Raw genomic sequence first — 24,480 nt, 5'->3', positions numbered from 1 at the left:
TGATCGGCTTTGTGTACCCAGCAGATCCCTGTAGGAGCGAGGCTTGCCCGCGAACACGCAGTGTCAGTCGACATCAGTGTTACCTGACACATCGCTTTCGCGAGCAAGCCCACTCCCACATTTGATCGGCTTTGTGTACCCAGCAGATCCCTGTAGGAGCGAGGCTTGCCCGCGAACACGCAGTGTCAGTCGACATCAGTGTTACCTGACACATCGCTTTCGCGAGCAAGCCCACTCCCACATTTTATCGGCGTCAGACCCGATTCTGCGGTTGCTTCAATTCCCTTGTGGGAGCGAGCCTGCTCGCGAATGCGGTCTGTCAGTCAGTATTTTTGTTGAATGAAATTGCCTTCGCGGGCAAGCCTTGCTCCTACAGGACTTCAGTCGGTCGTGAGGATCTGTGCGGTGCTGACGACGGTGGCGTACTCGCCATGCAGATTGCCCAGCGACATTGCATGCACTTCTTCAGCGGAATGCGCGTTACCGAAAAAATCGGCCTTGTCGAAGGTAAAGCACGCATCCTCCGCCACCCACGCATCAAACCCCAGATTGCCAGCCGTTCGCGCCGTGGACTCCACCGAGTTGTTGGTCGCCACGCCGACGATGATCAATTGCTCAATCCCCGCCTCGCGCAACCCTGCCTCCAGTTCCGTCGCACAAAACGCATCCGGCACCTGCTTCTGGATCAGTCGCTCACCGGCCAACGGCTGGAACCGCTCCTGAAACTCCACGCCCGATTGCTGTGGCCAGAACACCGATTCTGGTGAACGGGACAGGTGCTGCACGTGAATCACCGGTCGTGCGGTTCGACGCCAGTGCGCCAACAAATCGAGGATGCGCTCTTCGGCCTGAGGATTGTTTCGACGCCCCAGCCTGGGATGCAGGATGCCTTTTTGTTGATCGATGATGATCAGTGCGGCGTTTGTCTTGAGCTCCATGCTGACTTTTCTCTTGCCCGACCATTGAATTTCACGCACTTCAGCATCACTTCTTCCTACAGGCAAGCTCTCCGGTGCAAACAGGACGACCTAATGCGAGCGGTTGCTGTCCGTACCTGACAACGTCTATTTTCTGGAGCACTCCATGATCGATCTGTATTACTGGACCACCCCCAACGGCCACAAAATCTCGATATTCCTCGAGGAGGCCGGCCTCAAGTACGACGTGCACCCGATCAACATCAGCCAGAACGACCAGTTCAAGCCTCAATTCCTGAAAATCTCCCCGAACAACAAAATCCCGGCGATCGTCGATCATGAGCCGGTCGATGGCGGCGAGCCGTTGGCGCTGTTCGAGTCCGGGGCGATCTTGCTGTACCTGGCGGAGAAGACCGGCCAGTTCCTGCCCAAGGACCTGCGCGGGCGTCAGCAAGCATTGCAATGGCTGTTCTGGCAGATGGGCGGTCTGGGGCCGATGGCCGGGCAGAATCACCACTTCAGCCAGTTCGCGCCGGAAAAAATCCCTTACGCGATCAAACGCTACATCGACGAAACCGCCCGCCTCTACGGCGTGCTCGACAAGCAACTGGCGAGCAATGAATTCGTCGCCGGCGAGGAGTACAGCATTGCCGACATGGCGATCTACCCGTGGATTGTTTCCCACAAGTGGCAGAGCCAGAACCTTGAAGACTTCCCCAACGTGCTGCGCTGGTTCAACCACATCCAGAACCGCCCGGCGACGGTGAAGGCGTATGCGATTGCGGCGAAGGTGAATCCACCTAAGTCTTGAGGCTTACACAACCCCTGTGGCGAGGGAGCTTGCTCCCGCTCGACTGCGCAGCAGTCGCCAACCAGACACCGCGTTCCGTCGGATAAAACCCGGCGTCCGGATTGGGAGCGCTGCGCACTCCAGCGGGAGCAAGCTCCCTCGCCACAGGGGTACACCGCCGCCCGAGGATTTGCGTTTTGTCAGGCAAATCCTGAAATAACCCCATGCCCCGCTTGCGCGGCCACCTCCTGCTCACTAACGTAGCGCCTTTATTGCGCTACTACCCCCGCAGGAGCTTTGCCATGGCCTCGCCAGCCCTCACACATTTTCTTCCCCGGTTCGGCGTTGCCGCAGCAGTGGCCGGTGTTTTGAGCCTGACCGGTTGTCAGACCTGGAACACTCAGGACACCCTCCCGCCGACCTCCGGCGTGCAGCCGCTCAAGGGCCTGGCGCAGAACGTTTCGGTTCGACGCAACGCCATGGGCATGCCGTTGATCGAAAGCAACAGCTTCCACGACGCCCTGTTCACCCTCGGTTACGTCCACGCCAGCGACCGCCTCACGCAAATGGTGACCATGCGCCTGCTGGCCGAGGGCCGTCTGGCGGAAATGTCCGGCCCGGACCTGCTCGACGCCGACCGCTATATGCGCGCGGTCAACCTGAAGAAAAGCGCCGGTGAGTTGTACAAAGCCTCTTCGCCACGGCTCAAGCGCTTCTTCGAAGTCTATGCCCGGGGCGTCAACGCCTATCTGTTCCGCTACCGCGACAAGCTCCCAGCTGACCTCGCCGCCAGCGGTTACAAACCTGAATACTGGAAGCCGGAAGATTCGGCGCTGATTTTCTGCCTGTTGAATTTCAGCCAGTCGGCCAACCTGCCGGAAGAAATCTCCTCGCTGGTGCTGGCGCAAACCGTCAGCACCGACAAGCTCCCATGGCTGACGCCCTCCGCGCCCGACGAAAAACTGCCAACGGGCGAAGCCGACAAGCTCCAGGGCATTAAGCTCAACGGCGCGATCCCGGGCCTGGCGGAAATCACTAAGGCCACAGGGCAACTGTCCGATCTGAATCTGCTCGGCGCCACCTCGTCGAACAACTGGGCCATTGGCCCGCAACGCAGCCGCAGCGGCAAAAGCCTGCTGGCCAGCGACAGCCACGGCCCGATGGGCGTGCCATCGTTGTTCAGCTACGTGCAGATCCGCGCGCCGAAATATCAGGCGGCAGGCGTCAGCATCGCCGGCCTGCCGATGGTGCTCGGCGGTTTCAACGGCAAAGTGGCGTGGAGCATGACCACGGTCATGGGCGACAACCAGGACCTATTCCTGGAGAAAATCAAACGTCAGGGCAATGGCCTTACCTACGAAGCCAACGGCAAATGGCAGCCGGTAGTGGTGCGTAACGAAACCTACTTCGTCAAAGGCCAGCGGCCGCTTCGCGAAGCGGTGTACGAAACCCGCCACGGGCCGCTGCTCAACAGCGCCCAAGGCCTGACCATGGCTAACGGTTTCGGCCTGGCCCTGCAAACCCCAAGCTTCACCGACGACAAGACCCTGGACGCGTTCTTCGACCTGTCCCGCGCGCAGACCGTCGAGAAAGCCTCGGACGCCAGCCGTGAAATCCGCGCCATCGCCCTGAATCTGGTATTTGCCGACGCCAGCAACATCGGCTGGCAAGTCACCGGCCGCTACCCGAACCGTCGCGAAGGCGAAGGCTTGCTGCCATCGCCGGGCTGGGAAGGTCGCTACGATTGGGACGGTTACGCCGACCCGATGCTGCACCCGTACGATCAAGACCCGGCTCAAGGCTGGCTCGGCACCGCCAACCAGCGGGTCATCCCCCATGGCTACGGCATGCAGTTGTCCAATTCCTGGGCGGCCCCGGAACGTGGCGAGCGCATGGCCGAACTGGCCGGCGCGGGTAAGCACGACACACGTAGCCTGATCGCCATGCAGTACGACCAGACCACCACCTTCGCCGCCAAGCTCAAGAAGATGTTTGGGGCGCCGGGCATGGCCCAGCCACTGAAACAGGCGATCGAAGCACTGCCGGAAGCGGATCGTGGCAAGGCGCGCGAGGCGTTGACCCGTTTGATGGCGTTCGATGGCAAGCTCAGCCCGACCTCCGCTGATGCGGCGATTTATGAGTTGTTCCTACAGGAAAGCGCCAAGCAGATTTTCCTCGACGAACTGGGCCCGGAAAGCAGCCCGGCGTGGAAAGCCTTTATCGCCAACGGTAAGTTGTCCTACGCGGCCCAGGCCGATCACCTGCTCGGTCGCGAAGACAGCCCGTTCTGGGATGACCTGCGCACGCCGCAGAAAGAAGACAAACCGGCGATCCTCGCCCGCAGCCTGGCAGCGGCAATCACGGCTGGCGACAGTCAACTGGGTGGCGATCGCAAGGCCTGGCAGTGGGGCAAACTGCACCGCTACGAGTGGAAAAATGCCAGTGGCCAGACCGTGCGCGGTCCAGTGGCGGCTGGTGGCGATCACACCACGCTGAACACCTCGGCGTTCGCCTGGGGCCAGGACTTCAACACCACGCTCGCGCCGTCCATGCGCTTTATCGTCGACTTCGGCCAGGCCGAACCGCTGATGGGCCAGAACGGCAGCGGCCAGTCCGGCAACCCGGCGAGCCCGAACTACCTCGACAGCATCGACCCGTGGCTCAAGGGCCAGTACATGAGCCTGCCGATGCAGCCGCAGAACTTTGACAAGGCGTATGGCAAGGCGCGGTTGACCCTGACGCCGGGCAAGTAACGTTTAACACGGACCTCATGTGGGAGCGGGCTTGCTCGCGAAGGCGTCGTATCAGTCAATATCATCGTTGCCTGACACACCGCCTTCGCGAGCAAGCCCGCTCCCACAATGGGAATGTCGATTGTCTCGAAAAACTCGATAGAACTTCTGCCTTCGCGCCAACCTCCTAGATAACAAGCCCCCCATTTTGGTAACAACATGGATCTTGTTATCGCGCGCCCCGAAGGTTTGTACTGCCCCGCCGGTGATTTCTATATCGACCCGTGGCGCCCGGTCGAGCGCGCGGTAATTACGCATGCCCACGGCGATCACGCCCGAACCTGCAATCAACACTACCTGGCCGCCGCTCCCGGCGAAGGGATTCTGCGCACGCGCCTGGGCCAGGACATCAACCTGCAAACCCTGCCCTACGGCCAACGCCTGCTGCACCACGGCGTCACCTTGAGTTTTCACCCGGCCGGCCATGTCCTCGGCTCGGCCCAGGTGCGCCTGGAATACGGCGGCGAAGTCTGGGTCGCCTCGGGGGATTACAAAATCGAGCCCGATGGCACCTGCGCGCCGTTCGAACCGGTGCGTTGTCACACCTTCATTACTGAATCGACCTTCGGCCTGCCGATCTACCGCTGGCAGCCTCAGGCGCAGGTCTTTGCCGAGATCAATCAGTGGTGGCAGGCCAATATCGCGGCCGAGAAAGCCAGCGTGTTGTTCTGTTACTCGTTCGGCAAGGCCCAGCGCATTCTCCACGGCATCGACGCCAGCATCGGCCCCATTTTGGTGCATGGCGCGGTGGAACCGCTGAACCGGGTTTATCGCGAAGGCGGTATTTATTTACCGCCCACCATTTATGCCGGCGAGGTAAAAAAGAGCGACCCGATCATGCGCCAGGCCTTGGTCCTTGCCCCGCCGTCAGCCGGTGCCAGCACTTGGATGCGCCGGTTTGGCGACTACAGCGACGGTTTCGCCAGCGGCTGGATGCGCCTGCGCGGCACTCGGCGGCGGCGCGGCGTGGATCGGGGTTTCGTGCTCTCGGATCATGCCGACTGGCCGGGGTTGCTCTGGGCTATCGAACAGACCGGGGCCGAGCGGGTGCTGGTCACCCATGGCTCCGTCGGGGTGCTGGTTCGTCATCTATGCGAACAAGGCCTGGATGCCCAGGGTTTCAGCACTGAATACGGTGACGATGAAGAAGATCACGCAGACATCACCCCGGAGCTCGCCGAGGTGCATTCATGAAGGCTTTCGCCGAGCTATACACGGAACTCGACGCCACCACCTCGAGCAACGCCAAACTGGCAGCAATGCAGGCTTACTTCGCCCAGGCTGCACCGGAAGATGCGGCGTGGGCGGTGTACTTTCTCTCTGGCGGCCGACCTCGCCAGTTAGTGCCGGTGCGTACCCTGCGGGAACTGGCGGTGGAGATTTCCGGGCTTTCGTCGTGGTTGTTCGAGGAAAGTTATCAGGCTGTGGGTGATCTGGCAGAAACCATCTCCCTGGTGCTACCCGAAGTCACCCACAGTTCTACCGATGGGCTGGCGGCATGGATTGAGGACAAACTGCTGCCGCTGCGCGGTGAAACCCCGGCGTTCCTTGCCCGGCGACTGCCCGAACTCTGGGCGCAACTGGACCGCCCCAGCCTGATGCTGTGCATCAAGTTAATCACCGGCAGTTTTCGCGTGGGCGTCTCAAAGTTACTGGTCACCCGGGCGCTGGCGGCCATGGCCGGGCTCGACAGCAAACGGGTAGCCCAGCGGCTGGTGGGTTACACCGACCTGTCCAACCGACCGAACGCTGCCAGTTACCTCAAACTCATCGCGCCGCCCTCCGCCGACGAACATGCCCAACGGGGCGGCCAGCCGTACCCGTTTTTTCTCGCACACGCCCTCGCCCAACCGGTGGAACAGTTCGAAACACTGCTCGGCCCGACCAGCCAGTGGCAGGTGGAATGGAAGTGGGACGGCATCCGCGCCCAAGTGGTCAAGCGTGAAGGTCGGCTGTGGATCTGGTCTCGGGGCGAAGAACTGGTCAGCGAGCGTTTTCCCGAACTGGAGGTGCTGACCCACGGCTTACCGGACGGCACGGTAATCGACGGCGAAATCGTCGCCTGGAAAGCCACGCAGCCCACCACCGAGGACGCTTTCGACCCGCAATCCACAACGCCCCCTGCGGTGCAGCCTTTCGCCCTGCTGCAACAGCGGATCGGCCGTAAAACCCTGGGCAAGAAAATCCTCGATGAGGTGCCGGTGGTGTTACTCGCCTACGACCTGCTGGAATGGCAAGGCGAAGACTGGCGCAACCACACTCAGGCAGAACGTCGCACTCAACTGGAGCAGGTCATCGCCACCTGCAACAACCCGGTGCTGCTGGCATCGCCGGTGCTCAATGGTGAAGACTGGTTCGACCTTGCCCGGCAGCGGGAAGCGTCGCGTCGGCTCGGGGTCGAAGGCATGATGCTCAAGGCCCGGGATGCGCTGTACGGCGTGGGCCGGACCAAGGACATGGGCGTGTGGTGGAAGTGGAAAGTCGAGCCGTTCAGTGTCGATGCGGTGTTGATCTATGCCCAGCGGGGCCATGGCCGTCGGGCGAGTCTCTTCAGCGACTACACGTTCGCCGTGTGGGATGGACCACCCGACGCCAGCGAGCGGACGCTGGTGCCGTTCGCCAAGGCGTATTCAGGGCTGACCGATGAGGAAATGCGCCAGGTCGACAGCATCGTGCGCAAAACCACGGTGGAGAAATTCGGGCCGGTGAGCAGTGTGAGGCCGAGCCTTGTCTTTGAGCTCGGTTTTGAAGGGATTGCCCTGTCCCGGCGGCACAAGAGCGGGATTGCGGTGCGGTTTCCAAGGATGTTGCGCTGGCGGCAGGATAAGACGGTCGAGGACGCCGATAGCCTCGCAACCCTGCAGGATTTGTTGAGCTAACCCAAATCGAAAATGTGGGAGCGGGCTTGCTCGCGAAAGCGGTGTGTCAGTCAACATTATTTCGACTGCCCCACCGCTTTCGCGAGCAAGCCCGCTCCCACAGGTTTTTGTGTCGATATGATCTATATTGGTGCAAGAATTTTCCGCCGCCCATTTTCGTGCACAAATGCGTCACAACCTTTTCTTTATTCACCTTTTAAAACGCTTGTTCGGGACTCTGGTTCGGAAATTGCTACTTTCATTAGGTCTTACGCTTTCCAGTAACAATAATTCTGCGCCACAAGCGCTCATATTGGTTCTTAGGGATTGAATAATGAAAAAAGCATTGCTGACCCTTTCTGCACTGGCGTTGTGCATGGCTGCTGGCTCCGCGCTGGCCAAGGAGTACAAAGAACTGCGTTTTGGCGTTGACCCTTCTTACGCACCCTTCGAGTCCAAAGCGGCCGACGGCAGCCTGGTGGGCTTCGATATCGATCTGGGCAATGCGATCTGCGCCGAGCTGAAGGTCAAGTGCAAATGGGTCGAAAGCGATTTCGACGGCATGATTCCGGGCCTCAAGGCCAATAAATTCGACGGTGTGATCTCTTCGATGACCGTCACCGAAGCCCGCGAAAAAGTCATCGACTTCTCCAGCGAGCTGTTCTCGGGCCCGACGTCCTTCGTATTCAAGAAAGGTTCCGGCATCACCGCCGACACCGCTTCGCTGAAGGGTAAAAAGGTCGGCTACGAGCAAGGCACCATCCAGGAAGCGTATGCCAAAGCCGTGCTGGACAAGGCTGGCGTGACCACTCAGGCCTACGCCAACCAGGACCAGGTCTATGCTGACCTGACCTCCGGCCGCCTCGATGCTTCCATCCAGGACATGCTGCAAGCCGAACTGGGCTTTCTGAAGTCGCCACAAGGTGCCGATTACGAAGTCAGCAAGCCGATTGATGCCCCTCTGCTGCCAGCCAAAACAGCTGTCGGTATCTCGAAAGGTAACAAAGACCTGAAGGCACTTCTGGATAAAGGTATCAAAGCGTTACACGACGATGGCACCTACGCCACCATTCAGAAGAAACACTTTGGCGATCTGAATCTGTACAGCGGCAAATAATGCCCGGCGCCCATCTCGCGATGGGCGCTTTTTTTACTCGATCAGGTTGCTGATTTATGTTCGAAAACCTCTTACAAAACCTGGGGCTCTCAGCCTTCAGCTTGAAGGGCTTCGGTCCCTTGCTGTTGGAAGGCACCTGGATGACCATCAAATTGTCGGTGTTGTCGCTCTTGGTGTCCGTATTGCTCGGATTACTGGGTGCCAGTGCCAAACTGTCCAAAGTCAAACTGGTGCGCGTGCCCGCACAGATCTACACGACGCTGATTCGCGGCGTGCCGGATCTGGTGCTGATGCTGCTGATTTTCTACAGCCTGCAAACCTGGTTGACGACGTTCACCGAATACATGGACTGGGAATACATCGAAATCAACCCGTTCAGCGCCGGGGTCATCACCCTGGGGTTCATTTACGGTGCTTACTTCACTGAAACCTTCCGTGGGGCGATCCTCGCCGTGCCACGGGGTCAGGTCGAAGCCGCCACCGCCTATGGCCTCAAACGCGGCCAGCGCTTTTGGATCGTGGTGTTCCCGCAAATGATGCGCTTTGCACTGCCGGGTATCGGCAACAACTGGATGGTGATGCTCAAGGCCACCGCGCTGGTGTCGATCATCGGCCTCGCCGATCTGGTCAAGGCTGCGCAGGACGCCGGTAAAAGCACCTATCAATTGTTTTACTTCCTGGTGCTCGCTGCGCTGATTTACCTGCTGATCACCAGCGCATCCAACTTCGTCCTGCGCAAGCTTGAACGCCGCTACGCCGCCGGCTCCCGGGAGGCCGTACGATGATCGAACTCTTGCAGGAATACTGGAAATCCTTCCTTTATACCGACGGCTACCACATCACCGGCCTGGCCATGACCATGTGGCTGCTCAGCGCGTCGATTTTCATCGGCTTCCTGGTGTCGATCCCGCTGTCCATCGCCCGTGTGTCGCCGCACTTCTACATCCGCCTGCCAGTGCAGTTCTACACCTACCTGTTCCGTGGCACGCCGCTCTATATCCAGTTGCTGATCTGCTACACCGGGATCTACAGCCTGGCAGCCGTGCGTGCACAACCGGTGCTGGACGCGTTTTTCCGCGACGCAATGAACTGCACCATCCTCGCCTTCGCCCTGAACACCTGCGCCTACACCACGGAGATTTTCGCCGGGGCGATCCGCAGCATGAACCACGGTGAAGTCGAAGCGGCCAAGGCCTACGGTCTGACTGGCTGGAAGCTGTACGCCTACGTGATCATGCCTTCAGCCCTGCGTCGCTCGTTGCCTTATTACAGCAACGAAGTGATTCTGATGCTGCACTCGACCACCGTGGCGTTCACCGCAACCATCCCGGACATCCTGAAAGTCGCGCGGGACGCCAACTCGGCGACCTTCCTGACGTTCCAGTCGTTCGGCATCGCCGCGCTGCTCTACCTGACCGTGACCTTTGCGCTGGTTGGCCTGTTCCGTCTCGCCGAACGTCGATGGCTGGCCTTCCTCGGGCCGACTCACTAGGACCCGCTTTCTGGAATAAAGAGACGAACATGCGCCACCAGATACATGACCTGCTGGCCCCGCTGCCGGGGACCGCACGACAGATTCACAGCTTTCACTTCGGCCCCGCGTCGGCCAAAGGCAAGATCTACATCCAGTCGTCCCTACACGCCGATGAAATGCCCGGCATGCTGGTGGCCTGGCACCTCAAGCAACGCCTGGCGGAGCTGGAAGCCGCCGGCCGCCTGCGCAGCGAAATCGTGCTGGTCCCCGTGGCCAACCCGGTGGGCCTGGAACAGGTTTTGATGGATGTGCCGCTGGGCCGCTATGAGCTGGAGAGCGGGCAGAACTTCAATCGCTGGTTTGTCGATTTGAGCGAAGAGGTCGGCAACGAGATCGAGGGCCTGCTGGGCGACAATCCGCAGCACAACCTCGAACTGATCCGTACCAGCCTGCGCAATGCCCTCGCCCGGCAGACCGCCGGCACGCAACTGCAATCCCAGCGCCTGACCCTGCAACGGCTGGCCTGCGACGCGGACATGGTGCTGGACCTGCATTGCGATTTCGAAGCCGTCGCGCACCTTTACACCACGCCGGAGGCCTGGCCGCAGGTTGAGCCGCTGGCGCGCTACATCGGTGCCGAGGCGAGTCTGCTGGCCACCGATTCTGGCGGTCAGTCGTTCGATGAGTGCTTCACATTGCTTTGGTGGCAGTTGAAGGAGCGCTTCGGCGAACACTTCGATATTCCGCTGGGCAGCTTTTCCGTCACCGTAGAATTGCGTGGTCAGGGCGACGTCTATCACCCGTTGGCCAGCAATGACTGCCAGGCGCTGATCGACTACCTGATTCACTTCGGCGCCATTGCCGGCGAAGCAGCGCCGCTGCCCGAACTGCCCTACCCGGCCACGCCACTGGCTGGCGTTGAGCCCGTGGCCACGCCGGTTGGCGGGTTGCTGGTGTTCTGCGCGGTGCCGGGGCAGTACCTGGAAGCCGGGCAACTGATCGCCGAAATCATCGACCCGATCAATGATCGCGTCACCCCAATCCATTGCACCGCTGCCGGGCTGATGTACGCCCGATCGCTGCGACGCATGGCCACTGCCGGCATGGTGATCGCCCACGTCGCGGGCACCGAAGCCTATCGCAGCGGCTACCTACTTTCGCCTTGAGGATGCATGCCCCATGTACAAACTGACCATCGAAGGCCTGCATAAAAGCTACGGCGATCATCAGGTGCTCAAAGGTGTTTCGCTCAAGGCCAAGACCGGCGACGTCATCAGCCTGATCGGCGCCAGCGGCTCGGGCAAAAGTACCTTCCTGCGCTGCATCAACTTCCTCGAACAACCAAATGACGGCGCCATGAGCCTGGATGGCAAGGACATCCGCATGGTCAAGGATCGTCACGGCATGCATGTGGCCGATCCTGATGAACTGCAACGCATCCGCACGCGCCTGGCCATGGTGTTCCAGCATTTCAACCTGTGGAGCCACATGACCGTGCTGGAAAACATCACCATGGCCCCGCGCCGGGTGTTGGGGTGCAGCAAGGAGGAAGCCGAGGACCGTGCACGGCGCTACCTCGACAAGGTGGGCTTGGCGGCCCGCGTTGCCGACCAATACCCGGCGTTCCTTTCCGGCGGTCAGCAGCAACGGGTAGCCATCGCCCGCGCGTTGGCCATGGAACCGGAAGTCATGCTGTTCGACGAACCGACCTCCGCGCTCGACCCGGAACTGGTGGGCGAAGTACTGCGCGTGATCCAGGGCCTGGCCGAAGAAGGTCGGACCATGATCATGGTCACCCACGAAATGAGCTTCGCGCGCAAAGTGTCGAGCCAGGTGTTGTTCCTGCACCAGGGGTTGGTGGAGGAAGAAGGCGCGCCGGAAGATGTGCTGGGCAGTCCGAAGAGTGAGCGGCTGAAACAGTTCCTCAGCGGCAACCTCAAGTAACGCATTGCACGATCCCCTGTGGGAGCGGGCTTGCTCGCGAAGGCGTTGTGTCAGGCATCGATGATGTTGACTGATACGACGCCTTCGCGAGCAAGCCCGCTCCCACAAAAAACAAAGCAATTCAAACTTGTCGCATCCCGCCGCGGTCACTGAAAGAACACTTTCAGAGCGCACACCGCCGGCATGGGAACGTCCCCCGACTTCGCAAAACAATGGTTCACCGCCCGTGGCTGGACGCCGTTCGCCTTTCAGAAACAGGTATGGGTGGCGGTTAAACGAGGCCAGTCCGGATTGCTGCATGCCAGCACCGGCGCCGGTAAAACCTATGCGGTCTGGTTCGGCGCGCTCAATCGCTTCGCCTCTTCTGTCGCCCCGGTTGAAACACCACGCAAACGCAAACCCCTCGCCGAACCGCTGACAGTGTTGTGGATAACCCCCATGCGCGCCTTGGCCGCCGACACCGCGCGCGCCCTGGAAGCGCCGCTGGCGGATTTGCAGATTCCCTGGAGCGTCGGCCTGCGTACCGGCGACACCGGCAGCAGCGAACGCGCCCGTCAGAGCCGGCGTCTGCCGACCACACTGATCACCACCCCGGAAAGCCTGACCCTGATGCTCGCCCGCGCCGATGCGCAAACCGCGTTGTCGACCTTACGCATGGTGGTGGTCGACGAATGGCACGAACTGCTCGGCAACAAGCGCGGTGTACAACTGCAATTGGCCCTCGCCCGTCTGCGTCGTTGGCATCCCGGGTTGATCGTCTGGGGCGTTTCCGCGACGCTCGGTAATCAGGCCCACGCTGAACAGGTCTTGATCCCACAAGGTGGTGGCATCAGCGTTCAGGGCCAGAGCAGCAAAGACCTGCGCGTCGATACATTGCTGCCGCCGGCCATCGAGCGATTCCCTTGGGCCGGGCATATAGGTTTGAAAATGTTGCCGCAAGTCGTCGCCGAGATTGAGTCGAGCCCCAGCAGCCTGGTGTTCACCAACACTCGCGCTCAATCGGAAATCTGGTATCAGGCCCTATTGGAAGCACGCCCGGATTGGGCCGGGCTGATTGCACTGCATCACAGCTCCTTGTCCCGGGATACTCGCGACTGGGTTGAGCGCGCCCTCAAGGACGGGCAACTCAAAGCCGTGGTCTGCACCTCCAGCCTGGACTTGGGTGTGGACTTTTTGCCGGTGGAACGCGTACTGCAAATCGGCTCGGCCAAAGGCGTGGCGCGCCTGATGCAGCGTGCGGGGCGCTCCGGGCATGCACCGGGGCGCGTGTCACGGGTGACCCTGGTGCCAACGCACAGCCTGGAACTGATCGAAGCGGCCGCCGCTCAAGACGCCGTGGCGCAACGACGTATCGAACCCCGCGAGTCGCCTCACAAGCCACTGGATGTGCTGGTGCAGCATCTGGTCAGCATCGCATTGGGCGGTGGGTTTATTCCCGATGAGCTGTACGAAGAAGTGCGCGGCGCGTGGGCTTATCGTGACCTCACACCCGCCGATTGGGCTTGGGCGCTGGCCTTCGTACGTCACGGCGGACTATCCCTGACGGCTTATCCGGATTATCGCCGGGTCGAGCCTGATGAACAGGGCATCTGGCGTGTACCGGATGCACGATTGGCGCGTCGACATCGCATGAGCATCGGCACCATCGTCAGCGATGCGAGCATTCAGCTGAAGTTCTGGAGCAAGGGTGGCGGTGGCAAGACGCTAGGAAGTGTCGAGGAAGGGTTTATCGCAAGGCTCAAGCCCGGTGATGGGTTTCTGTTCGCAGGTCGGCTGCTGGAACTGGTACGCGTCGAAAACATGACCGCTTACGTGCGGCGCAGCAATGTGAAAAAAGCCGCAGTACCGCGTTGGAATGGCGGGCGCATGCCCTTGTCCAGCGAGTTGGCCCAGGCGGTAGTTGCGCGTTTCAGTGCTGCGGCATCGGGTCATTTCGTTGGCCCGGAGATGACGGCGTTGCGCCCACTGCTGCAGGTGCAGCAGCGCTGGTCCGGCCTGCCGACCGAAACCAGCCTGTTGGCCGAAGCGCTCAAATCCCGCGAAGGCTGGCACTTGTTTCTCTATCCCTTCGCCGGGCGCCAGGTCCATCTGGGACTGGCGAGCCTGTTGGCGTGGCGGGTCAGTCAACGCCAGGCGCTGACCTTTTCCATTGCAGTCAACGATTACGGCCTGGAATTACTCAGCGCAACACCCATTGACTGGTCCTTTCATCTGAATCCCGAGTTGTTCAGCGCCGAGCATCTGCTGCCCGACGTTCTCGCCAGCCTGAACGCCGGTGAACTGGCGTTGCGGCGTTTTCGAGAGATCGCCCGGATTGCCGGCCTGGTGTTCGCCGGTTATCCCGGCGCGCCGAAAAGTACGCGACAGGTCCAGGCATCCAGCGGCTTGTTCTTCGAAGTGTTCAAGCAGTACGACGCCGACAATTTGTTACTGGCTCAGGCCGGGAAAGAAGTCCTACGAGAAGAACTGGATATTCGGCGACTGGAGCAGACCTTGGCCCGCATCAATAGCTTGCGATTCGACCTGCACCAGATCAAACGTCCGACGCCGCTGGGTTTTCCGCTGCTGGTGGAACGCATGCGCGAGAGCATGAGTTCCGAGAAACTGGCGGATCGCATCAAGCGGATGGTCGGCGACCTGGAAAAAACCGCTGAAACAGGGAAAGCCTGATGGGCACGCCTTATCCTGTGCGTCTGGCCGGTGAGGAGCTATGGTTGCTTCCCGAGAAAGCGCTGTACTGGCCAGCCCAGCAAGCGCTATTGATCGCCGACGTGCATTTCGGCAAGGCCGCCGCCTATCGCAGCCTCGGTCAGCCCGTGCCACGGGGCACTACCGCGCAAAACATCGCCGTGCTGGATGCGTTGCTGGCAGCCCTGCCCTGTCGCCAGCTGATTTTTCTCGGCGATTTCCTCCACGGACCTGGGTCACACGCGGTACATACCTTGAGCGCGCTGGCCACCTGGCGAGAACGCCATCGTGATCTGCCGATGACGCTGATTCGTGGCAACCATGACAAACGGGCGGGCGATCCGCCGGCCTCGCTGGACATCCGCGTGGTGCCAGAGCCTTTGCTACTTGGGCCGTTTGCCCTGCAGCATGAACCTGATCCCCACCCGAGCAGACATGTACTCGCGGGGCACGTGCACCCGGTCTACCGACTGAACGGCAGAGGCCGGCAAAGCTTGCGTCTGGCGTGTTTCAGGTTAGGGACGGAAATCAGTTTATTGCCTGCATTCGGCGCGTTTACCGGCGGGTATCAAGTCAAAGCGGACGAGAGTTGCAGGATTTTCGTCATCGGCGACAACGAAATATGGCCAGTGTAGGAGCGAAGCTTGCTCGCGAAGGCGGTCTACCCGTCAAAAACGACGTCGACGGGTAAATTGCCTTCGCGAGCAAGCTTCGCTGCTACAAGATGATGCGTCGTGCGATAAGCGCAGGAGGCGACATCAGGCAACAGGAGCCGGAGGCGGCTCGTCCGGCAGGGTTGGCTCACCGGGTTCGGTCGGCTGTTCGTTGGGGGTATCAGGATCAGGCTGGCCGGGGATGCCCCCCGCCATGTTGATTGGCGGATGCGCCAACAACGACCAGGCCAAAACACCGACCTGATTGGGCTCAAGCCTGGCCAGTTCGGCGCTGATTTGCGGATCGATCTTCATGGAGCACTCCTGAGCAGTGGCCCGGTTCGCTGTGCGCAAACCGGGCAGTACACCCAATAGAGTGTCTACCTGCAGAAGAATTCCCGGCAACTGTCAGATGGATGGATCAGGTACGCGGCAAAGTGACGCCGCGCTGGCCCTGATACTTGCCGCCACGGTCCTTGTAGGAGACTTCGCACTCTTCGTCGGATTCGAAGAACAGCATCTGTGCCACGCCTTCATTCGCGTAGATTTTCGCCGGCAATGTCGTGGTGTTGGAGAATTCCAGGGTCACATGACCTTCCCACTCAGGCTCGAGCGGCGTCACGTTGACGATAATGCCGCAGCGGGCGTAGGTGCTTTTACCCAGGCAAATGGTCAGCACGTTGCGCGGAATGCGGAAGAATTCCACGGTGCGAGCCAGGGCGAAGGAGTTCGGCGGGATAATGCAGACGTCGCTTGTTACGTCGACGAAGCTCTTTTCATCAAAATTCTTCGGATCGACGATCGCCGAGTTGATGTTGGTGAACACTTTGAATTCACCGGCGCAGCGCACGTCGTAGCCGTAGCTCGACACGCCGTAGGAAATCAGCCGCTCGGCACCCTCGCCGCGCATCTGGCGCTCGACGAACGGTTCGATCATGCCGTGCTCTTGCGCCATGCGGCGAATCCACTTGTCCGATTTGATGCTCATGGCGGGTGTCCTGAATAGCGAGGTGGAAAAATTCTGTCCGGCATCTTACTAGGCGCGCGCTCCGGGTTCAAAGCACAGGTATTAATTCTCGCCCATCCCCCCTGATTGCCGGGCCTTGGCGCCAATAAGATGCACCGTCAGTCACGAAAACAGAGAAACCTTCGCAAGAAGCATTGGCACGTTCGGCAAAAAGGGTTAAGGTGGCGCCACTGTGCTGCTTGTGTCACTGAGAATCTCTACACGATATGTTGAATTTCGATCCAACCATCTACAAGAATTTTTCCTGCTCTTTGCACTCAGTCTCGGCCAGGGTTCTTCCTGCGTCGCAGTTATCTTTGTTCAAGGAGTTACACCATGTCTAATCGCCAAACCGGTACCGTTAAGTGGTTCAACGATGAAAAAGGCTTCGGCTTCATCACTCCACAATCCGGTGACGACCTGTTCGTTCACTTCAAAGCTATCCAATCCGACGGCTTCAAAAGCCTGAAAGAAGGCCAACAGGTTTCTTTCATCGCTACCCGCGGTCAGAAAGGCATGCAAGCTGAAGAAGTTCAAGTTATCTAACTTGTACTTGCTTTAGTAAAAAGCCCCGCCCTTAAAAGCGGGGCTTTTTTGTGGGCGCTGTTTTTTGCCTTACGCCATCCGCATGCCCTCTATATGATTCTCCGCCTGGAAAATCACATGGAAGCAGCAGGATGCCGTTCATTCAATGGAAAGCGCTAGGCGCAGCGCTGATCACACTCGCACTCCCCTTCTCGACTCACGCCAATCCTCGCCCCGACCACCCGACCATCATCGTCGGCATGGACACCCACGCCACCTATGTAGCCAAGGGCCCCGCCATTCAAGGCGCTCCCCAGGCACAACTGCGTGCGGCGGCTTTGCTGGAACTCTCTACGGCACACGCCTGCGGTAGCAACGAGGTCTACCTCACACCGGAATCGGTGGGCGTACCCAACGAAGCGTTTGGCCGACTGCTCGATGAAGTCCAGCAACTGATCGACGACGAAACCCCGCTCCTGCTAACGCTCTCGGAATGTGACGGTAAGCGGGCTTTTTTTGAAAAGGTCCGCGCCTGCACACCCGAAGAATGCGGCGAACTGACCGCATCACTCGTGGACGGCAAGCTGTATCTGGACGAGCAGTACGCCCCCACCACAAAAGGCCAGGCGGTTTTTTTCCTGCCGATGCCGCTGACCTACGACAGCAAGCGCAAAGCCTGGCATGCCAAAGTCTTTTACGTCGAATCAGGCACCGTGCGCCGCGACTACTACGTCGACGCCAAGGACTTTGTGTCAGGCAAGCCCGTCCTTGCATCAAAAACCTACTACTCAAATGGAAAGCTCGGACAAAGCTTTCAGAACGACGCCAATGGCCAAAGCCAGGGCGAGGTAGTTACCTATTCCGAAAGTGGGATTGTCACCAAGCGCGCTCATTACCTGAATGACAAGCTGGAAGGCTGGGAAACCACGTACCACGATAACGGCAAGAAGGCAGAGTCCTACAACTGGCACGCTGGCAAGCACGTAGATGGCGAGTACCTGGAGTACGACGAAGATGGCGCAGTGATCGGCCGCCTCACCTATCACAATGATGTTCTGGACGGTCCGATTCTCGGCTATTACCCCGACGGCAAGATCAAGTCGCGCGCTCAGTACGTCAACGGCAAAATGGTTGGCCCCAACCTCTCCTACTTTCCGGACGGCTCACTGGAAAGCAGCACGGACTACGTCGACAACGCGCCGCAGGGCTGGCAAATCGAGTATCACCCCAACGCAACGGTGAAACAGAAAGTCTTTGTCGACGAGCACTCCGTGCAGCGCAGTCATGCCAGCTGGAATGCCCAGGGCATACAAACCGCGCAATGGCAGTGGGATGAGCAGCACCGTGAACAGGGCGACTTCAAAGAGTGGTACGCCAACGGCCAGCTCAAGGAGCAAAAAACCTACAAGGACGGCAAACTTGAAGGTCCTTCCATCACTTGGTGGGAAAACGGCCAGATGAATACGTCGGTCGATTACGTCGAAGGACGCGAGCAAGGCGTGATGCGCATGTGGAAACAGGATGGAAGCCCGAACGGCGAATGCCGATATGAGGCCGGGGTCCGCCAAGGTCAGTGCAGCTGACGCAATAACATCAAAAAAAAAGATCGCAGCCTTCGGCAGCTCCTACAGGATGAACGTCGATTCATCGTAGGCGCTGCCGAAGGCTGCGATCTTTTGGTCTTTCAGCGATTTACCAAGCCACGCCAAACCCAGCGGTATAACGGGTCTTGTTCAAATCGGCATCATTGGTCCCGCTGATGATGTCGCGCTCGGCCTTGAGGTTGAGCGAAGCCCAGTCGGTGACTTTATAGCGTAGGCCCATTTCGGCATCGAGGGAGTAATCGGCCACGCCGGAAAGCGGCTTGCCCACCTCGCCATTGGTGAAGAACTCCACCTTCTTGCCAATCAGGTAACGGTTGTAGTCCCACTTCATGGCGACGGAGTAGAAGTTATCCTTGCCACCATCCTTGTATTCAAAATCGGTACGGTTGAACAACGAGCCGAGCGAGAACGCGCCGAGCTCATCATCCCAGAATTGATAGCCCGGACCGGTACCGACCACGCGTTGACGGGACAGGTCTTCGACCTTGTCGCGTTTGTAGTTCAAGCGACCATCCCAGTACCAGTGATCGGTCAGGAATCGGTCGAGGGAGTACTCGGCACGCCAGTTGTCGGTGGTGACCACGTCATTCTGGAATTCGCGGTTGTACTCACCCTCTGCCGTATGCCGCCAGCGACCATGACGGGCCGAGGTCTTGAAGCCGACATCGTAGTCGTCGGTGTCCTTCTCGGCGCGCTGGTAATCCAGCGCCATGTCGACATTACCCTTCCACACGAGGTCTTCGACGATCGGCTTGGGCTTGAGGATCTGCTGGATGCTCGCCAGCTCGACGGTTTTCGGCGCCTCGCCATTGGCCAGGGTAACCTTGCCGTCTTCGGCCGCCTTCAATGATTTGGCTTTCTCACCGTTATAGGCATCCTGCTTGACCAGCAACTCCTGATCGCTTTCCAGGGTTTTGACCTGTTTCCAGTCGATAGGGATCGCACCGGCGTATTCGGTCTGAATCAGCAGCTTGCCGCCATCGAACACGGTGATCTTGCCGCTTAACTTGTCACCGTTTTTCAACCAGACGGTGTCGGCGAGCAAAGGCGTGGAAGCACTGAAGACAGCGAGGCACAACAGGGTTCTGGACAACATAAGCAGGTCGAAGGCTCTGGTTTGCGAAAAAAAGTCGGCATTATCCGCAGGAATAAGGCGCTAACAAGGACTGACCCAACTATTTCTATTGAGTTCATTTCTCAATCAGTGCTCCAGGACCTAATCTAGTGACTGCAAAACGAATTTCTTCAGGAACAGCGGACGTGACAGAGCCGACGACCGAAACTGAAAGCCCGGCGCAAATCCGACGCACGGCGCTCTACCTGACCCTGGCCCAAGTGCCGGAGGGCAAAGTCGTGAGTTACGGACAACTGGCCGAACTGGCAGGGCTGGGCCGCGCGGCTCGCTGGGTTGGGCGTACGTTGAGCCAGTTGCCCGGCGACACCAAGCTGCCCTGGCACCGAGTGCTTGGCGCCGGTGGTCGGATCAGCCTGCCGGTCGGCAGCCCTTCAGGGGATGAACAACGGGCGCGACTGCGCACCGAAGGCATCAGTATCCTGAACAATCGTGTTGATATTCAGCGTCATGGCTGGCGCCCGGTAGAGCACAGCGGTTAGAGTGCGCGCTTTGTTTCCGTAATCTTGAGGCAGACTTCAGCCCATGCCCCGTAAAACCTGGCGCGCCGCGCTCGCCGCCTATGCCAGTCCATCAACGCTCGTGCTGTTGCTGCTTGGTTTCGCCGCCGGCTTGCCCTACATGCTGGTGTTTTCGACGCTGTCGGTCTGGTTGCGTGAGGCCGGTGTGGCCCGCGAAACCATTGGCTATGCAAGCCTGATCGGTTTGGCCTACGCCTTTAAATGGGTGTGGTCCCCCCTGCTCGACCAATGGCGCCTGCCACTGCTCGGCAAACTCGGCCGCCGCCGTTCCTGGCTGGTGCTGGCCCAATCGCTGGTGATCCTGGGTCTGATCGGCATGGGTTTCTGCGACCCGCAAAAGCACCTGTCCTGGCTGATCGCCATTGCCGTGGTCGTCGCGTTCGCCTCGGCGACTCAAGACATCGCCGTGGACGCCTATCGCCTGGAAATCGCTGAAGACAGTCGCCAGGCTGCACTGGCCGCCAGTTACATGTCCGGCTATCGGATCGCGGCACTACTGGCCACCGCCGGTGCCCTGTTCTTCGCCGAGGGTTTCGGTTCCACCGGATTCAACTATCAACACTCAGCCTGGACCGGCACCTACGTGCTGTTCGGCGCCTTGATGATTCCCGCACTGCTGACCACCCTGTTCATGCGCGAGCCGCCGGTGCCGTTGCGCACTCAGTTGCAGGCCGGGCGCTACAGTTTTGTGCATCAACTGGCATCGGTGTTTGTATTGATCGTACTGCTGGTGTCCGTGCCGGCCATGTTCACCCAGCTCTACAACACTGATTTCGCCAGCGTGCTGTTCGGGGGCGTGAGCCTACTCGACCTGCTGCTCGAAGACCGCGCATTCCTGCGGGCGATCCTCTACACCACGCTGACCATTCTGTGCCTGTCGTCCATGGGCCGTCGTGGCCTGGCGCCGGTGCTGACACCAGTCAATGACTTCATTCTGCGGTATCGCTGGCAGGCGTTCCTGCTGCTCGGGCTGATCGCCACTTACCGGATGTCCGATACGGTCATGGGCGTGATGGCCAACGTGTTTTACATCGACCAGGGCTTCACCAAGGATCAGATTGCCAGCGTCAGCAAAATATTCGGCCTGATCATGACCCTGGTCGGCGCCGGCATGGGCGGCCTGCTGATCGTGCGCTTCGGCATTCTGCCGATTCTGCTCATTGGCGGTATCGCATCGGCCGCGACCAACCTGCTGTTCCTGATGCTCGCCGACATGGGCGCCAATCTGAACATGCTGATCCTGACCATTTCCCTGGACAACTTCAGCTCAGGCCTGGCGACATCCGCGTTCGTCGCTTACCTGTCGAGCCTGACCAACCTCAAATTTTCCGCCACCCAATACGCCCTGCTCAGCTCGATCATGCTCTTGCTGCCACGCCTGATCGGTGGCTATTCAGGGGTTATGGTGGAGAAATTCGGCTACCACAACTTCTTCCTGATCACCGCCCTGCTCGGCGTCCCGACGCTGCTGCTGATCGCGCTGCACTGGTTCCAGGAGAGTCGCCGGGCCGGGCCGAAACCGACGCCTGAACCGGTACAGACCCCGGTCGTGGAAGAGTCGTAGGAAACGTCTTCAATGGCGGGAAGATTCCCGCCATCGAGCCTCACCGCCGGCCGCACTTCTGTACGTCAGCGGATCTCGCCCGTACAATGCTCCGTCATTTCTCGTCATCAGCAACCGACAACGGCCAACCATGCGCACCAGTCAATTTTTGCTCGCCACACAGAAAGAAACGCCTTCCGACGCGGTCGTGATCAGCCACCAGCTGATGCTACGCGCCGGCATGATCCGCAAACTCGCCTCGGGCCTGTACACCTGGCTGCCCATGGGCTTGCGAGTCATGCGCAAGGTCGAAGCCGTCGTTCGTGAAGAAATGAACGCCGCCGGCTCGCTTGAAGTGTTGATGCCGAGCACTCAGCCGGCTGAGCTGTGGCAGGAATCCGGTCGCTGGGAAGAGTACGGCCCTGAATTGCTGCGCTTCAAGGATCGTCACGGTCGCGACTTCTGCGCCGGCCCGACCCATGAAGAAGTGATCACCGACCTGATGCGTAACGAGTTGAGCAGCTACAAACAGCTGCCAATCAACCTGTACCAGATCCAGACCAAGTTCCGTGACGAAATCCGTCCACGCTTCGGTTTGATGCGCGGTCGCGAATTCATCATGAAGGACGCCTATTCCTTCCATGCGGACCAGCCTTCGCTGCAGGTCACTTACGACCGCATGCACCAGGCGTATTGCAACGTGTTCACCCGTCTGGGCCTGAAGTTCCGCCCTGTTGAGGCCGATAACGGCTCCATCGGCGGTGCCGGTTCCCACGAGTTCCACGTACTGGCCGAATCCGGCGAAGACGACATCGTCTTCAGCAACGGTTCCGACTACGCAGCGAACATCGAGAAAGCTGAAGCCGTGCCGCGCGAAACTTCCCGCGCCGCGCCTGCCGAAGAGCTGCGCCTGGTCGACACCCCGAACGCCAAGACCATTGCGCAACTGGTCGAAGGCTTTGGCCTGCCGATCGAAAAAACCATCAAGACCCTCGTGGTTCACGCTGAAGAGAAAGGCAAGCTGATTGCCCTGATCATCCGTGGCGACCATGAGCTGAACGAAATCAAGGCTTCCAACCAGCCAGGCGTTGCCAGCCCGCTGGTCATGGCGTCCGAATCCGAACTGCGCGACGCCATTGGCGCCGGTGCCGGCTCCCTCGGCCCGTTGAACCTGCCGCTGCCAATCATCATCGACCGTTCGGTTGAGCTGATGAGCGACTTCGGTATTGGCGCCAACATCGACGACAAGCACTACTTCGGCGTGAACTGGGAGCGCGACCTGCCGGTTCCAACCGTGGCCGACCTGCGCAACGTCGTGGCCGGCGACCCAAGCCCTGATGGCAAGGGCACCCTGGAAATCAAGCGCGGCATCGAAGTCGGGCATATCTTCCAGCTGGGCAACAAGTACAGCAAAGCGATGAAGTGCGAAGTGCTGGGCGAGAACGGCAAGCCAGTCACCCTGGAAATGGGTTGCTATGGCATCGGCGTTTCCCGCGTGGTGGCTGCGGCCATCGAGCAGAACAACGACGACAAAGGCATCATCTGGAGCGACACCCTCGCGCCATTCCAGATCGCTTTGGTACCGCTGCGCTACGACAACGAGCAGGTTCGCGAAGCCACCGACAAACTGTACGCAGAACTGACTGCAGCCGGTTTCGAAGTGCTGCTGGACGACCGCGACAAGAAAACCAGCCCGGGCATCAAGTTCGCGGACATGGAGCTGATCGGCATTCCTCACCGGATCGTGGTCAGTGACCGCGGCCTCGCCGATGGCAATCTGGAATACAAGAGCCGCACCGAGGCCGAGGCGCAAGCCCTTCCGGTCGCTGACGTGCTGTCCTTCCTCCAGGCCCGTATCCGCCGCTGACACCAGATAGAGAAGTCATGTTCAAGCGAAACACCTTAGGCCTCGGTGGTGCCGCCCTGTGCGGCACCCTGCTGGTCAGCGGCTGTGCCAATCACATGTCACAACGCAGCGAGCACGAGGAACGGGTCGAGCGCAAATTGCTCGATCACAGCCTGCAGATCGATGTCGGTGAGCCCAAGGTGCTTGAGCTGCCGCAACGACGGGTGAAAATCCACGAGCAAAAGACCTTCGAAGTCACCGAATTCGAAGTCACGCGTCACTACGACCGCTACACGCCGTACCAGCCTTGGCGGGAGGTCTACGAGATCCCGCTGGGCATGGTGGCCATCGTGGCCGGTGTCGGCGCGAACGTGGTCAATGTGTTCGCACTCGGCAACCTGCCGGACAGCGTGACCAAGGATTGGCTGAGCTACGGTTTTGCCGGGATTAACCCGTTCATGAACGTGCAGTCCCATGGTCGCGCCCAGCAAAACCTGGCCGGGATCGACGAAGTCCAGCGTGACAAACGCACGGAATACTCGAGTCTGCCCTGGAGCGAGCGCCCGGTACAGGTCAAGGCTGGCAAGGAAACCTTCGAACTGAACACCGACAAAAACGGCGTACTGCGCCTGAACCTGTTGGACAGTCCGTTCGCCGAACATGACATCAATCATCTAAGCCGGTTGTTGATCACCGTCGAAGATGCCCAGGACGATGTGCACACCGACTCGTCCCTGGCGGTCAGCAGCGGCTTGCGCGGCAAGTTGCTCGAAGCCCACGGGCTGATTTACGACGACCTTGAAGACGACGAAGTGAGCCAGTGGGTACACCGGGTCAAACGTCTGTCGGAACTGGGTCTGGAAGAAGAAGCCAGCGAGCTGGAGCAGAGCCTGATCGAATTAACGCGTAACGATCCTGAGCTGCAAACCGAATTCCTCAAGTCCTTGACCAAGGATGCCGGGCGATTGGTGGCGGATCCAAACCCGAATTGAAAGCTAAAAGCTTCGCGGGCAAGCCTCGCTCCTACAGAGTGGTCCAAAAAAACTGGACCCCAACAGGCTTGCCCGCGA

At 59.7% G+C, this 24,480-nt stretch carries 21 protein-coding genes; 17 read left to right on the top strand and 4 right to left on the bottom strand.

Annotation, left to right across the window (positions count from 1 at the left end):
- Nucleotides 1-380 precede the first annotated feature (380 nt).
- Nucleotides 381-938: a cysteine hydrolase family protein gene (locus ACWIKB_RS08345; protein WP_475266151.1), complete on the bottom strand. Its 558-nt coding sequence runs from the start codon at nucleotides 936-938 to the stop codon at nucleotides 381-383.
- A 145-nt stretch (nucleotides 939-1,083) separates the two neighbouring features.
- On the opposite strand from ACWIKB_RS08345, the gene ACWIKB_RS08340 reads away from it, so the two are divergent.
- The 11 genes from ACWIKB_RS08340 (at nucleotide 1,084) to pdeM (ending at nucleotide 15,215) form a co-directional block, all read left to right on the top strand.
- Nucleotides 1,084-1,728 (top strand): glutathione binding-like protein, encoded by a 645-nt coding sequence (locus ACWIKB_RS08340; protein ID WP_475266150.1) that lies wholly within the window; start codon nucleotides 1,084-1,086, stop codon nucleotides 1,726-1,728.
- 281 nt (nucleotides 1,729-2,009) lie between these two features.
- Nucleotides 2,010-4,460: a penicillin acylase family protein gene (locus ACWIKB_RS08335; RefSeq protein ID WP_475266149.1), complete on the top strand. Its 2,451-nt coding sequence runs from the start codon at nucleotides 2,010-2,012 to the stop codon at nucleotides 4,458-4,460.
- A 198-nt stretch (nucleotides 4,461-4,658) separates the two neighbouring features.
- The gene (locus tag ACWIKB_RS08330) at nucleotides 4,659-5,693 is read left to right on the top strand and encodes a ligase-associated DNA damage response exonuclease (RefSeq protein WP_475266148.1); all 1,035 of its coding nucleotides are present in this window, start codon (nucleotides 4,659-4,661) and stop codon (nucleotides 5,691-5,693) included.
- A complete protein-coding gene (locus ACWIKB_RS08325; protein WP_475266147.1) occupies nucleotides 5,690-7,378 on the top strand; it encodes an ATP-dependent DNA ligase in 1,689 nt (562 codons plus the stop codon). The genes ACWIKB_RS08330 and ACWIKB_RS08325 overlap by 4 nt, the downstream gene beginning before the upstream one ends.
- A 313-nt stretch (nucleotides 7,379-7,691) precedes the next feature.
- Nucleotides 7,692-8,474 carry a transporter substrate-binding domain-containing protein gene (locus tag ACWIKB_RS08320; RefSeq protein WP_475266146.1) on the top strand — a complete coding sequence of 261 codons (783 nt, stop codon included), beginning with the start codon at nucleotides 7,692-7,694 and terminating at the stop codon, nucleotides 8,472-8,474.
- A 56-nt stretch (nucleotides 8,475-8,530) separates the two neighbouring features.
- A complete protein-coding gene (locus tag ACWIKB_RS08315; RefSeq protein WP_475266145.1) occupies nucleotides 8,531-9,259 on the top strand; it encodes an ABC transporter permease in 729 nt (242 codons plus the stop codon).
- Nucleotides 9,256-9,966, top strand: a complete 711-nt coding sequence (locus tag ACWIKB_RS08310) for an ABC transporter permease (protein ID WP_475266144.1) — start codon at nucleotides 9,256-9,258, stop codon at nucleotides 9,964-9,966. The genes ACWIKB_RS08315 and ACWIKB_RS08310 overlap by 4 nt, the downstream gene beginning before the upstream one ends.
- Before the next feature lie 29 nt (nucleotides 9,967-9,995).
- Entirely contained in the window at nucleotides 9,996-11,114 is a 1,119-nt protein-coding gene (locus ACWIKB_RS08305; protein WP_475266143.1) for a succinylglutamate desuccinylase/aspartoacylase family protein, read from the top strand.
- A 13-nt stretch (nucleotides 11,115-11,127) separates the two neighbouring features.
- Nucleotides 11,128-11,892, top strand: a complete 765-nt coding sequence (locus ACWIKB_RS08300; protein ID WP_475266142.1) for an ABC transporter ATP-binding protein — start codon at nucleotides 11,128-11,130, stop codon at nucleotides 11,890-11,892.
- Between the two features lie 183 nt (nucleotides 11,893-12,075).
- Complete coding sequence (locus tag ACWIKB_RS08295; protein ID WP_475266141.1) at nucleotides 12,076-14,562, top strand: ligase-associated DNA damage response DEXH box helicase; 2,487 nt, start codon at nucleotides 12,076-12,078, stop codon at nucleotides 14,560-14,562.
- Nucleotides 14,562-15,215, top strand: a complete 654-nt coding sequence (gene pdeM, locus ACWIKB_RS08290) for a ligase-associated DNA damage response endonuclease PdeM (protein WP_475266140.1) — start codon at nucleotides 14,562-14,564, stop codon at nucleotides 15,213-15,215. The genes ACWIKB_RS08295 and pdeM overlap by 1 nt, the downstream gene beginning before the upstream one ends.
- A 123-nt stretch (nucleotides 15,216-15,338) precedes the next feature.
- On the opposite strand, the gene ACWIKB_RS08285 is transcribed toward pdeM, so the two are convergent.
- Entirely contained in the window at nucleotides 15,339-15,548 is a 210-nt protein-coding gene (locus tag ACWIKB_RS08285; RefSeq protein WP_054047009.1) for a hypothetical protein, read from the bottom strand.
- A gap of 106 nt (nucleotides 15,549-15,654) precedes the next feature.
- Complete coding sequence (gene dcd, locus ACWIKB_RS08280; protein WP_054047011.1) at nucleotides 15,655-16,221, bottom strand: dCTP deaminase; 567 nt, start codon at nucleotides 16,219-16,221, stop codon at nucleotides 15,655-15,657.
- A 354-nt stretch (nucleotides 16,222-16,575) separates the two neighbouring features.
- Here dcd and ACWIKB_RS08275 point away from each other — a divergent pair, with 354 nt between their 5' ends.
- Together ACWIKB_RS08275 and ACWIKB_RS08270 are read left to right on the top strand one after the other, a co-directional pair.
- Nucleotides 16,576-16,785 (top strand): cold-shock protein, encoded by a 210-nt coding sequence (locus ACWIKB_RS08275; RefSeq protein WP_002554837.1) that lies wholly within the window; start codon nucleotides 16,576-16,578, stop codon nucleotides 16,783-16,785.
- 131 nt (nucleotides 16,786-16,916) lie between these two features.
- On the top strand, nucleotides 16,917-18,347 hold the full coding sequence (locus tag ACWIKB_RS08270; RefSeq protein ID WP_475266139.1) for a toxin-antitoxin system YwqK family antitoxin: 1,431 nt from the start codon (nucleotides 16,917-16,919) through the stop codon (nucleotides 18,345-18,347).
- A 109-nt stretch (nucleotides 18,348-18,456) separates the two neighbouring features.
- Here ACWIKB_RS08270 and ACWIKB_RS08265 read toward each other — a convergent pair whose 3' ends face one another.
- Nucleotides 18,457-19,464: a DUF481 domain-containing protein gene (locus tag ACWIKB_RS08265; RefSeq protein WP_475266138.1), complete on the bottom strand. Its 1,008-nt coding sequence runs from the start codon at nucleotides 19,462-19,464 to the stop codon at nucleotides 18,457-18,459.
- 164 nt (nucleotides 19,465-19,628) lie between these two features.
- Between ACWIKB_RS08265 and ACWIKB_RS08260 the strand changes: the two genes are divergently transcribed.
- The 4 genes from ACWIKB_RS08260 to ACWIKB_RS08245 all read left to right on the top strand — a co-directional run bounded on the left by ACWIKB_RS08260 (nucleotide 19,629) and on the right by ACWIKB_RS08245 (nucleotide 24,402).
- Nucleotides 19,629-19,982: an MGMT family protein gene (locus tag ACWIKB_RS08260; RefSeq protein ID WP_475266137.1), complete on the top strand. Its 354-nt coding sequence runs from the start codon at nucleotides 19,629-19,631 to the stop codon at nucleotides 19,980-19,982.
- A 43-nt stretch (nucleotides 19,983-20,025) separates the two neighbouring features.
- Nucleotides 20,026-21,585 carry an AmpG family muropeptide MFS transporter gene (locus ACWIKB_RS08255; RefSeq protein ID WP_475266136.1) on the top strand — a complete coding sequence of 520 codons (1,560 nt, stop codon included), beginning with the start codon at nucleotides 20,026-20,028 and terminating at the stop codon, nucleotides 21,583-21,585.
- Nucleotides 21,586-21,715: 130 nt separating this feature from the next.
- The gene (locus ACWIKB_RS08250) at nucleotides 21,716-23,431 is read left to right on the top strand and encodes a proline--tRNA ligase (RefSeq protein ID WP_475266135.1); all 1,716 of its coding nucleotides are present in this window, start codon (nucleotides 21,716-21,718) and stop codon (nucleotides 23,429-23,431) included.
- Nucleotides 23,432-23,448: 17 nt separating this feature from the next.
- Nucleotides 23,449-24,402 carry a hypothetical protein gene (locus ACWIKB_RS08245; RefSeq protein ID WP_475266134.1) on the top strand — a complete coding sequence of 318 codons (954 nt, stop codon included), beginning with the start codon at nucleotides 23,449-23,451 and terminating at the stop codon, nucleotides 24,400-24,402.
- Nucleotides 24,403-24,480 lie beyond the last annotated feature (78 nt).

Source organism: Pseudomonas sp. 5Vm1k, assembly GCF_056161485.1.
Note: the sequence above shows the minus strand (reverse complement) of the source record. Positions and strands in the feature narration are given on the sequence as shown.

What these genes read in the sequence shown, in the direction of transcription:
- ACWIKB_RS08345 (WP_475266151.1), bottom strand. Translation starts at nt 938, where the DNA reads ATGGAGCTCAAGACAAACGCCGCACTGATCATCATCGATCAACAAAAA.
- ACWIKB_RS08340 (WP_475266150.1), top strand. Translation starts at nt 1,084, where the DNA reads ATGATCGATCTGTATTACTGGACCACCCCCAACGGCCACAAAATCTCG.
- ACWIKB_RS08335 (WP_475266149.1), top strand. Translation starts at nt 2,010, where the DNA reads ATGGCCTCGCCAGCCCTCACACATTTTCTTCCCCGGTTCGGCGTTGCC.
- ACWIKB_RS08330 (WP_475266148.1), top strand. Translation starts at nt 4,659, where the DNA reads ATGGATCTTGTTATCGCGCGCCCCGAAGGTTTGTACTGCCCCGCCGGT.
- ACWIKB_RS08325 (WP_475266147.1), top strand. Translation starts at nt 5,690, where the DNA reads ATGAAGGCTTTCGCCGAGCTATACACGGAACTCGACGCCACCACCTCG.
- ACWIKB_RS08320 (WP_475266146.1), top strand. Translation starts at nt 7,692, where the DNA reads ATGAAAAAAGCATTGCTGACCCTTTCTGCACTGGCGTTGTGCATGGCT.
- ACWIKB_RS08315 (WP_475266145.1), top strand. Translation starts at nt 8,531, where the DNA reads ATGTTCGAAAACCTCTTACAAAACCTGGGGCTCTCAGCCTTCAGCTTG.
- ACWIKB_RS08310 (WP_475266144.1), top strand. Translation starts at nt 9,256, where the DNA reads ATGATCGAACTCTTGCAGGAATACTGGAAATCCTTCCTTTATACCGAC.
- ACWIKB_RS08305 (WP_475266143.1), top strand. Translation starts at nt 9,996, where the DNA reads ATGCGCCACCAGATACATGACCTGCTGGCCCCGCTGCCGGGGACCGCA.
- ACWIKB_RS08300 (WP_475266142.1), top strand. Translation starts at nt 11,128, where the DNA reads ATGTACAAACTGACCATCGAAGGCCTGCATAAAAGCTACGGCGATCAT.
- ACWIKB_RS08295 (WP_475266141.1), top strand. Translation starts at nt 12,076, where the DNA reads ATGGGAACGTCCCCCGACTTCGCAAAACAATGGTTCACCGCCCGTGGC.
- pdeM (WP_475266140.1), top strand. Translation starts at nt 14,562, where the DNA reads ATGGGCACGCCTTATCCTGTGCGTCTGGCCGGTGAGGAGCTATGGTTG.
- ACWIKB_RS08285 (WP_054047009.1), bottom strand. Translation starts at nt 15,548, where the DNA reads ATGAAGATCGATCCGCAAATCAGCGCCGAACTGGCCAGGCTTGAGCCC.
- dcd (WP_054047011.1), bottom strand. Translation starts at nt 16,221, where the DNA reads ATGAGCATCAAATCGGACAAGTGGATTCGCCGCATGGCGCAAGAGCAC.
- ACWIKB_RS08275 (WP_002554837.1), top strand. Translation starts at nt 16,576, where the DNA reads ATGTCTAATCGCCAAACCGGTACCGTTAAGTGGTTCAACGATGAAAAA.
- ACWIKB_RS08270 (WP_475266139.1), top strand. Translation starts at nt 16,917, where the DNA reads ATGCCGTTCATTCAATGGAAAGCGCTAGGCGCAGCGCTGATCACACTC.
- ACWIKB_RS08265 (WP_475266138.1), bottom strand. Translation starts at nt 19,464, where the DNA reads ATGTTGTCCAGAACCCTGTTGTGCCTCGCTGTCTTCAGTGCTTCCACG.
- ACWIKB_RS08255 (WP_475266136.1), top strand. Translation starts at nt 20,026, where the DNA reads ATGCCCCGTAAAACCTGGCGCGCCGCGCTCGCCGCCTATGCCAGTCCA.
- ACWIKB_RS08250 (WP_475266135.1), top strand. Translation starts at nt 21,716, where the DNA reads ATGCGCACCAGTCAATTTTTGCTCGCCACACAGAAAGAAACGCCTTCC.
- ACWIKB_RS08245 (WP_475266134.1), top strand. Translation starts at nt 23,449, where the DNA reads ATGTTCAAGCGAAACACCTTAGGCCTCGGTGGTGCCGCCCTGTGCGGC.